Source organism: Cellulomonas sp. A375-1 (assembly GCF_001040865.1).
Lineage (GTDB): Bacteria > Actinomycetota > Actinomycetes > Actinomycetales > Cellulomonadaceae > Cellulomonas > Cellulomonas gelida.
In genome coordinates this window covers 6,203-14,813 of sequence record NZ_LFKW01000113.1, presented here as the reverse complement: position 1 = coordinate 14,813, position 8,611 = coordinate 6,203, and the positions used below count along the sequence as shown (strand labels likewise).

Here is an 8,611-nt window from a genome sequence, read left to right as displayed (position 1 = left end):
CTGTCGTGGTGTCCGCTGTCGTGGTGTCCGCTGTCGTGGTGTCCGCTGCCGTGTGCACCGCGACGTCCACGACTCCGAGGCGCGAGGCCAGGTCAGGGTGCTCCCCTGCCCAGGTGCGGCAGACGCGCGCCCTGAACGACTCCTCCTGCAACGCCGACCACAGCGGCACCGCACCGGCGACGGCGCGCTTCGCGGGCGCGAAGGCGGCCACGCGACGCAGCGTGGCGGGGACCGCGGCGGGGTCGTATCCGGCCAGCGTCCTGGCCGCCAGCGCGACGATCTCCGCGCGCAGCGCTGCTGGGACCTGCGCGTCGTCGGCCATGCGGTCACCCTAGGCCGCGGTGCGCGGCGTCGCGCGCACGGCCGCGCCGTCCGACGACGCCCGACGGCCGGGCGCGCTCTGCGCGCCGTTCGCGACACGCGGACCGATGCCGCGCGAGGCGTGTCGGACAGCGCGGGTACCGTCACCGGCATGTCGTCGAGCCTGCACCGCCTGCGCCCCGTCTGGGCGGGAGCGGCGACCGACGGCACGGCAGTGCAGCTCGCCCTGGACGAGATCGGCACGCCGCTCAGCGAGGTCACGTTCGTCGTCGTCGACCTCGAGACGACCGGCGGGACTCCCGCGGAGTGCGCGATCACCGAGATCGGTGCGGTCAAGGTGCGCGGCGGGCAGGTGCTGGGCGAGCTCCAGACGCTCGTGGACCCGGGCGGTCCGGTTCCCCCGTTCATCCAGGTGCTGACCGGGATCACGTCGTCGATGCTCGTCGGGGCGCCGCGGATCGACGAGGTCCTCCCGTCGTTCCTCGAGTTCGCGCGCGACGCGGTGCTCGTCGCCCACAACGCGCCGTTCGACGTCGGCTTCCTGCGGGCCGCGGCCGCGCGGACCGGGCACGCGTGGCCCGGCTACCGCGTGGTCGACACCGTGCGGCTGGCCCGCCGCGTCGTGACGCGCGACGAGGCGCCGAACCACAAGCTCAGCACTCTCGCCGCGCTGTTCGGCGCGGCAGTCACCCCCAACCACCGCGCGCTGGACGACGCCCGGGCGACGGTCGACGTCCTGCACGCGCTCCTGGCCCGGCTCGGCCCGCTCGGGGTCACGCACCTCGAAGACCTGGCGACCGCGACCGACCCTGTCCCGCAGGAGGTGCGCCGCAAGCGGACGCTCGCCGACGGTCTGCCGGACGCGCCGGGCGTCTACCTGTTCCGCGGCCCGCACGACGAGGTGCTCTACGTCGGCACGTCGACGACCTCGCTGCGCACGCGCGTCCGTTCGTACTTCACGTCGTCGGAGAAGCGCAGCCGCATCCAGGAGATGGTTCGGATCGCCGAGCGCGTCGACCCGGTGGTGTGCGCGACCCCGCTCGAGGCTCGCGTGCGCGAGCTGCGCCTGATCGCGGAGCACTCCCCGCGCTACAACCGCCGCTCGCGCTTCCCGGAGCGGATGCCCTGGGTCCGGCTGACGAGCGAGCCCTACCCGCGCCTGTCCGTCGTGCGGGAGGTGCGCGACGAGCCTGGCGCCACCTACGTCGGCCCCTTCGGCTCGCAGGGCACGGCGACCCTGGCTCTCGAGGCCCTGCAGGAGAGCTTCGCCATCCGGCAGTGCACGCGGCGCCTGCCGCTGGTCGCACCCGCGGCGGCGTCCGCCTGCGCCCTGGCGGACATGGGCCGGTGCGGCGCCCCCTGCATCGGCGAGCAGGACCAGCACGGCTACGGTGAGGTCGTCGAGCGCGTCCGCGCCGCGATGCTCGGCGACCCGGCGCCGGTGGTCGCGGCCCACGCGGAACGCATCGAGGCGCTCGTGGACCAGCAGCGTTTCGAGGAGGCCGCGACCGTGCGCGACCGGCTCGGCGCCTTCCTCCGGGGGGCCGCACGTGCGCAGCGGGTCGGGCCCGTCGCGCGGTGCGAGGAGATCGTGGCGGCACGACGCGCGGACGACGGCGGCTGGGAGATCGTGCTCGTGCGCCACGGCAGGCTCGCGGCGACCGCACGCGTGGACCGGATGACCGACCCGCGTCCGACGATCGCGACGCTGCGCACCACGGCCGAGCACGTCGCGGCACCGGTCGCTCCTGCGCCCGCGGCGCACCCCGAGGAGGCGGACCTGGTCCTGGACTGGCTGGAGCGACCGGGCGTGCGGATCGTCGACGTCGTCGGCACGTGGGCGCTGCCCGTGCGCACCGCGCTCGGCGACGTCGAACCCGCCGCCGCCATCGCGGCGCACGCAGCCGCCGTCCTCGGGCGCCCGGCGCCGAGGCCCGCCGACCGCCCCCACGCCGAGGCACCCGGGTCGGTCGACCTGACGCGCCACGCGGCGATGCCTCGCACGGCGTGAGCGGGTCGCGGCATGATGACCACCATGCTGACCGCCATCGTCCTCATCGAGACCGACGCCGCGCGCATCCCCGAGGTGGCCTCCGCGATCGCCGACATCCGCGGCGTGAGCGAGGTCTACTCCGTGACCGGCGAGGTCGACCTCATCGCCCTCGTCCGTGTGCGTGAGCACGACGACCTCGCCGACGTCATCGCCGACCGCGTGAGCAAGGTCGAGGGTGTGCTCCGCACCCAGACGTACATCGCCTTCCGCACGTACAGCCAGCACGACCTCGACCAGGCGTTCGCTCTGGGGCTCGAGGACTGAGGGCGCGCCGGACCGACCACGGACGACAGACTGCGCCGACGCGCGGTGCGGACTACGCGCTCGCGCGCTGCCAGCGCTCCAGGGCCGCTCGCGCGTCGCCGCTGTCGACCGAGGCGCGAGCGTGCTCGACCCCAGCAGCGAGCCGCTCGAGCAGCATCCCCTCGCCCGTCCCTGCCAGGGTGCCGTCCGCGACGAGCGCGGCCGCCGCGTTGAGCAGCACGGTCTCGCGCACCGCCCCGGGCTGACCATCGAGCAGGGCACGGGCGACACCGGCGTTGTGGGCCGCGTCGGCACCGCGGAGCGCCGCGAGCTCGACCCGCTCGACACCCAGCTCGCGCCAGTCGACGAGGTGCTCGGTGACCGCGCCGCCCCTGACCTCCCAGATGCGCGTCGAGTCGGTGGGCGCGATCTCGTCGAGCCCGTCCTCACCACGGAAGACCAGAGCGCTGGTCCCCCGACGGGCGAGCACGCCCGCGATGAGCGGGCCCATGCGCCCGTCGCCGACGCCGATCGCGGCGGACGCCGGCTGCGCCGGGTTGGTGAGCGGGCCGAGAAAGTTGAACGCGGTGGCGATGCCGAGCCCCGCGCGCGCGACCGCGGTGTGCCGGAACGACGGGTGGAAGACCTGCGCGAAGCAGAACGTGATGCCGGCCTCGGCCGCGATCTGCGCGACGCGCTCGGGCGAGTGGTCCAGCCGGATGCCGAGCTGCTCGAGCACGTCCGCTGAGCCCGACGACGACGAGGCCGCGCGGTTGCCGTGCTTGACGACACGCAGCCCCGTGCCGGCGATCACGAGCGCGGCCATCGTGGAGATGTTGACGGTGTGCGCGCGGTCGCCGCCGGTCCCGACGATGTCGACGCTGCGGCCGGGCACCTCGATGCGCTGGGCGTGCGCGAGCATCGTCTCGGCGAGGCCGGACAGCTCGTCGACCGTCTCCCCCTTGGCGCGCAACCCGACCAGGAAACCGGCGATCTGCACGGGTGACGCCTCACCGCGCATGATCTCGTCCATCGCCCAGGACGCCTGCGCGGACGTCAGGTCCTGCCGCGCGACGAGCCCGGTGAGCAGGTCCGGCCAGGTGAAGGCGCTGCTCATCCCGCGACGGCCCGCGACGCCAGGAGATCGACGACCGCGGTGTGGAGCTCGCGCGGGTCGAGCGGGCGGCTCACGGTCGCGTCGGCGTTGGACCACGAGGCGAGCCAGGCGTCCTGCGGCCGGCCGGTCAGGACGAGCACGGGAGGGCAGCGGTAGACCTCCTCCTTGAGCTGACGGCCCAGACCCATGCCGCCGAGCTTGTCGGCCTCGCCGTCGAGGACGAGCAGGTCCACGCCCCCGGCCTCGGTCGTCGCGACCACCGCTGCGGGCGTCGCGGTCTCGACCCACTCGATCTCAGGCGCGCCGTGCTCGAGCCGCGGGCCGATCGCGAGCCTGACCTGCGCGCGCACGTCGACGTCGTCGCTGTACAGGACGATCCGCGGTCCGTGGGTCGCGGCGGCTGGGTCGTGCGCGGTGCTCATCTGGGTCCTCACTCGTCTCGGCAGGCGTCGTGAAGCATCTTGGCACGGCGTGATGCAGGACACGACGAGGCGTCCGGCACGAGCGTGCCGACACGTCGCCCGCAGCATGATCACGGGCCTCGCACAGGGCTCTCACACGGTCATGATCCTGACGGTGTGACATTTACCGCCCGGCACGCGTGGGTCCAATGGCCCATGCGGGCGCTCTATCCGCCATAATGGCGACCGTGTCGACCGCAACGGCTGCCCCTCGCACCGCCCCCCACGTGAGCGTCAACCGACCGAACCCAGTGTCGGTCGGGACGATCGTGTGGCTGGCCAGCGAGCTCATGTTCTTCGCCGGCCTCTTCGCCATGTACTTCACGGTGCGTGCCGCCGTCCCTGACGAGTTCGCCGAGCAGACCGCGAAGCTCAACCTCACGTTCGCGGCGATCAACACGACCGTCCTGGTGCTGTCGTCGGTGACGTGCCAGATGGGCGTGTGGGCCGCCGAGCGCTTCCAGCCGGTGCGCAGCGGCTCGCTGCTGCAGGTCAACCGCTGGGGCATGAACGAGTGGATGACGCTGACCTACCTCATGGGCGCGTTCTTCATCGGGGGCCAGATCTTCGAGTACGCCGAGCTCGTCGAGCACGGCCTGACGATCTCCTCGAGCCCGTACGGCTCCGTCTTCTTCCTCACGACCGGCTTCCACGGGCTGCACGTCGTCGGCGGCCTGATCGCCTTCCTGTTCCTGCTGGGCCGGTCGTTCTCGGCCAAGCGGTTCGGTCACCACGAGGCGACCACCGCGATCGTGACGTCGTACTACTGGCACTTCGTCGACGTCGTCTGGATCGCGCTGTTCGCGGTCATCTACCTGCTGCGCTGAGCCGCACGCCCCGCCCCACTGACCCACCGAAGCGAGACGAGGACCGATCCGTGAAGGCACTCGCAGCCCGCAGGCACGACCGGCGCGCACCCGCGATGCTGCTCCTGCTGGCGCTGCTGCTCGTCGGTGCGGTGTACGCGGTGGTCGCCCCTTCGTCGGCCGAGGCCGTCACGAAGACCGCGACCGCTGACGACATCACCGCCGGCGAGAAGCTGTTCCAGGCCAACTGCTCCACCTGCCACGGACCGTCCGCGTCCGGCACCGACAGCGCGCCGTCCCTCATCGGCGTGGGCGCCGCCGCGGTCGACTTCCAGGTCGGCACAGGCCGCATGCCCATGCAGATGAGCGGCCCGCAGGCACAGGCCAAGCCGGTGCAGTTCACCGACGAGCAGATCGGCCAGCTCGCCGCCTACGTCGCGACGCTCGGTGCCGGCCCGGCCATCCCCACCGCGGAGATGGTCGACCCCGCGCTCGGCAACCCCGCGTCCGGCATGGCCCTGTTCCGCACCAACTGCGCGATGTGCCACAACGCCGCTGGCGCCGGTGGCGCGCTCTCGCAGGGCAAGTTCGCGCCGAACCTGTGGGAGACGACGCCCACGCACCTCTACGAGGCGATGCTCACGGGCCCGCAGTCGATGCCGGTCTTCAACGACGCGAACCTCACGCCCGAGGAGAAGCGCGACATCATCGCGTTCATCGACGAGCAGGGCGAGGGTTCACCGGGCGGTCTCGACCTCGGCTCGCTCGGTCCCGTGAGCGAGGGCCTGTGGGCCTGGGTCGTCGGCCTCGGCCTGCTGCTCGGCATCTCTGTCTGGATCGGAGCGAAGTCCTCGTGAGCACCCCCCACGACCACGACCGCGACCTCGCGGTGCACGGCGACGGCCACGGCGAGCTGCCCGCGCGGTTCGACAACCCGGGACTGCACGAGCACCAGCCCCGCCAGGCGGACATCGACCCGAAGACCAACAAGCGCGTCGAGCGCCAGGTCCTCGCGCTGTTCACGCTCTCGATCCTGGGCACGATCGCCGTCATCTGGGCCTACTTCGCCCTCCCCCCGGGCGACACCGTCGGCTCGATGCGCCTGTCCAACCTGGTGCTCGGCCTCGGGCTCGCGGTGTGCCTGCTCGGCATCGGCATCGGCGGGAACTACTACATCAAGGTCCTCATGAGCAATCGTGAGTACGTCGAGGAGCGACACGAGCTGCGCTCGTCCGACGAGACCCGCGAGATCGCCGTGCAGATGCTCAAGGACGGCGGCGAGGACTCCGGCCTCACGCGGCGCGGTGCGCTCGTCGGAGCCGGCGTGACCGCGCTCGCCCTCTTTCCCCTGTCCATCCTCGTGCCGCTGATCGGCAACGTGGGCGAGGACTGGAACGTGCGCAAGTTCAAGCACACGATGTGGAAGAAGGGCACGCGCCTGCACACCGACCCGACGAACCGTCCGATCAAGGCGTCGGACGTGACGATCGGCGACGTGTGGCACGTCATCCCCGACGGTCTCGACAAGGTCGAGCACGGCATGCTCGACGAGAAGGCCAAGGCGATTGTGCTGCTGGTCCGCATGGACCCGCGCGACATCAAGTCGGACCAGTCCCCCGAGGGCGAGACCTGGGGGCACGAGGGCATCGTCGCGTACTCGAAGGTCTGCACCCATGTCGGCTGCCCCGTCGCTCTGTACGAGCAGCAGACGCACCACCTGCTGTGCCCGTGCCACCAGTCGACGTTCGACGTGGCCGACAGCTGCAAGGTCGTGTTCGGCCCGGCGAAGCGCCCGCTGCCGCAGCTGCCGATCACCGTCGACGACGAGGGCTACCTGATCGCGCAGAGTGACTTCGCCGAGCCCATCGGCCCGAGCTTCTGGGAGCGTGCGACCAAGTGAGCGACCTCAAGACTCCCCCGACCCGCACGGCGAAGGCGGCCGGCGCCACGGCCGACTACCTCGACCAGCGCACCGGCATCGGCGGCGCGGTCAAGTTCTTCGCGCGCAAGGTCTTCCCGGACCACTGGTCCTTCTTCCTCGGCGAGATCGCGCTCTACAGCTTCGTCACGCTGCTGATCTCGGGCGTGTTCCTGACGCTGTTCTTCGTCCCGAGCATGGCCGAGACGCATTACGAGGGCCCGTGGCCGTCGATGAACGGCGTCGAGATGTCCGAGGCCATGGCCTCGACGCTGCGCCTGTCGTTCGAGGTGCGCGGCGGCCTGCTCATGCGGCAGATCCACCACTGGGCGGCGCTCATCTTCATGGCGTCGATCGTCGTGCACATGATGCGCGTGTTCTTCACGGGCGCGTTCCGCAAGCCGCGCGAGATCAACTGGGTGGTCGGCTTCGTGCTGATGATCCTGGGGCTCGCCGCCGGATTCTCGGGCTACTCGCTGCCCGACGACGTGCTCTCCGGCAACGGTCTGCGGATCACCGACGGTGTCGTCAAGGCGATCCCGATCCTCGGCTCGTTCCTGTCGTACTTCGTCTTCGGTGGCGAGTTCCCGGGCCACGACCTGATCCCCCGGCTGTTCACGGTGCACATCCTGCTCGTGCCCGGGTTGATCCTCGCGCTCGTCGGGCTCCACCTGTTCCTCATGGTGATGCACAAGCACACGCAGTACCCGGGCTCGGGCCGGACGAACTCGAACGTCGTCGGCTTCCCCGCTCTCCCGGCGTATGCAGGCAAGCTGATGTTCAACCTCTTCGTGGTGTTCGGCGTGATCGCGCTCATGGCGGGCACGATGTCGATCAACCCCGTCTGGAACTACGGCCCGTACGATCCCTCGCCCGTCTCCGCGGGAGCCCAGCCGGACTGGTACATGCTGTTCCTCGAGGGTGCGCTACGCCTCATGCCAGGGCAGACCGAGTTCATGATCGGGCAGTACACGCTCAGCCTGAACGTCCTGATCCCGGCGATGATCGTGCCGGGCATCCTGTTCACGCTGCTCGCCGCGTACCCGTTCATCGAGGCGTTCGCGACGGGCGACAAGAACGAGCACCACGTGCTCGACCGCCCGCGCAACCGCCCGTTCCGGACCGCGTTCGGCGTGTCGCTGCTCGTGGCGTTCGCGATCCTCGTGCTCGCCGGCTCCAACGACCTGATCGCGACGCACTTCCACCTCTCGATCAACGACATCACCTGGGCCTTCCGGGTGCTGCTGTTCGTCGGCCCGTGGCTCTCGTTCGTGATCACCAAGCGCGTGTGCTTGGGGCTGCAGCGCAAGGACCGCGAGCTGGTGCTCCACGGGCACGAGACGGGTCGCATCGTGCGGTACGCCTCCGGTGAGTACATCGAGGTGCACAAGCCGCTCGACGCGCACGAGCGCTGGCTGCGCGTGCAGCACGAGGCCGTCCGGCCGCTCGAGATCGAGCCGGCGGAGGACTCGCGCGGCGTGCGCCGCAAGGGCTACCGCACCGACCGGCTGCGCCAGCGGCTCTCGCAGGTGTTCTACGAGGACCGCGTCGAGCCGGTGACGCCCGCCGAGCTCGCGGCCGCACACGCCGCGCACGGTGGCCACGCCGACCACGAGATCGACGCGAGCCACACGCCCGTGCAGGTCGGCGCAGGCAGCACCACCGATCCAGCATCCGAGACCACGCCCGACG

General features: G+C 71.4%; 8 protein-coding genes and 1 pseudogene. 6 read left to right on the top strand and 3 right to left on the bottom strand.

Translation table 11 applies throughout. The features are described from left to right. Nucleotides 1–322 (bottom strand): annotated as a pseudogene (locus tag CWIS_RS11795) (hypothetical protein); the annotation flags it as partial. 150 nt (nucleotides 323–472) lie between these two features. On the opposite strand from CWIS_RS11795, the gene CWIS_RS11790 reads away from it, so the two are divergent. Both CWIS_RS11790 and CWIS_RS11785 read left to right on the top strand, forming a co-directional pair. After that, nucleotides 473–2,332 (top strand): DEDD exonuclease domain-containing protein, encoded by a 1,860-nt coding sequence (locus CWIS_RS11790; protein WP_048343499.1) that lies wholly within the window; start codon nucleotides 473–475, stop codon nucleotides 2,330–2,332. A 24-nt stretch (nucleotides 2,333–2,356) separates the two neighbouring features. Then, the gene (locus tag CWIS_RS11785) at nucleotides 2,357–2,638 is read left to right on the top strand and encodes an Lrp/AsnC family transcriptional regulator (RefSeq protein ID WP_048343498.1); all 282 of its coding nucleotides are present in this window, start codon (nucleotides 2,357–2,359) and stop codon (nucleotides 2,636–2,638) included. 52 nt (nucleotides 2,639–2,690) lie between these two features. On the opposite strand, the gene trpD is transcribed toward CWIS_RS11785, so the two are convergent. Together trpD and CWIS_RS11775 are read right to left on the bottom strand one after the other, a co-directional pair. Beyond that, nucleotides 2,691–3,734, bottom strand: coding sequence for an anthranilate phosphoribosyltransferase (gene trpD / locus CWIS_RS11780; protein WP_048343492.1), 1,044 nt, complete (start codon nucleotides 3,732–3,734; stop codon nucleotides 2,691–2,693). Continuing rightward, complete coding sequence (locus CWIS_RS11775) at nucleotides 3,731–4,156, bottom strand: response regulator transcription factor (protein ID WP_048343491.1); 426 nt, start codon at nucleotides 4,154–4,156, stop codon at nucleotides 3,731–3,733. Before CWIS_RS11775 ends, trpD begins: the two co-directional genes overlap by 4 nt. A 218-nt stretch (nucleotides 4,157–4,374) precedes the next feature. Here CWIS_RS11775 and CWIS_RS11770 point away from each other — a divergent pair, with 218 nt between their 5' ends. From CWIS_RS11770 to CWIS_RS11755, 4 genes are all read left to right on the top strand, one after another. Then, complete coding sequence (locus CWIS_RS11770) at nucleotides 4,375–5,022, top strand: heme-copper oxidase subunit III (protein ID WP_082156417.1); 648 nt, start codon at nucleotides 4,375–4,377, stop codon at nucleotides 5,020–5,022. A gap of 50 nt (nucleotides 5,023–5,072) precedes the next feature. After that, nucleotides 5,073–5,858: a c-type cytochrome gene (locus CWIS_RS11765; protein WP_048343490.1), complete on the top strand. Its 786-nt coding sequence runs from the start codon at nucleotides 5,073–5,075 to the stop codon at nucleotides 5,856–5,858. Then, the gene (locus tag CWIS_RS11760) at nucleotides 5,855–6,901 is read left to right on the top strand and encodes a Rieske 2Fe-2S domain-containing protein (RefSeq protein ID WP_082156416.1); all 1,047 of its coding nucleotides are present in this window, start codon (nucleotides 5,855–5,857) and stop codon (nucleotides 6,899–6,901) included. Before CWIS_RS11765 ends, CWIS_RS11760 begins: the two co-directional genes overlap by 4 nt. Next, nucleotides 6,898–8,611 (top strand): cytochrome bc complex cytochrome b subunit (locus tag CWIS_RS11755; protein WP_231583822.1); only part of this gene is annotated, 1,714 nt, incomplete at its 3' end. The genes CWIS_RS11760 and CWIS_RS11755, both read left to right, overlap by 4 nt.

Bases quoted from the DNA above. Each gene is read 5' to 3' on its own strand.
- CWIS_RS11790 (WP_048343499.1), top strand. From the start codon at position 473: ATGTCGTCGAGCCTGCACCGCCTGCGCCCCGTCTGGGCGGGAGCGGCG.
- CWIS_RS11775 (WP_048343491.1), bottom strand. From the start codon at position 4,156: ATGAGCACCGCGCACGACCCAGCCGCCGCGACCCACGGACCGCGGATC.
- trpD (WP_048343492.1), bottom strand. From the start codon at position 3,734: ATGAGCAGCGCCTTCACCTGGCCGGACCTGCTCACCGGGCTCGTCGCG.
- CWIS_RS11785 (WP_048343498.1), top strand. From the start codon at position 2,357: ATGCTGACCGCCATCGTCCTCATCGAGACCGACGCCGCGCGCATCCCC.
- CWIS_RS11770 (WP_082156417.1), top strand. From the start codon at position 4,375: ATGGCGACCGTGTCGACCGCAACGGCTGCCCCTCGCACCGCCCCCCAC.